At 56.1% G+C, this 246-nt stretch carries 1 protein-coding gene; it reads left to right on the top strand.

What is annotated here, in order from left to right; translation table 11 throughout:
• Positions 1 to 246: SdrD B-like domain-containing protein (locus tag EII42_RS12810; RefSeq protein ID WP_233558432.1), on the top strand; the 246-nt coding region annotated here is incomplete at both ends.

Genomic DNA, 246 nt, shown 5'->3' with positions numbered 1-246 from the left:
GTTTCGGTTGGTGATTTCGTGTGGTTGGATGCGGATCGTGACGGGATTCAGGATGACGGTGAGAAGGGGATCAAGGGCGTTGAGTTGAGGCTGGTTGGTCCTGATGGTCAGCCGGTTAGGGATGTTGACGGTGATCCTGTTGGTCCGGTGAAGACTGGTGACGATGGTGGGTATCTGTTTGAGGATCTGCCGGTGTTGGGTGCGGGTGAGTCGTACAAGGTTTGTGTGACTGATCCTGCGGGGCTG

This window comes from Tessaracoccus sp. OH4464_COT-324, from assembly GCF_003932855.1.
In the GTDB taxonomy this organism is placed as follows: domain Bacteria; phylum Actinomycetota; class Actinomycetes; order Propionibacteriales; family Propionibacteriaceae; genus Arachnia.
This window is presented reverse-complemented; position numbering and strand designations above follow the sequence as displayed.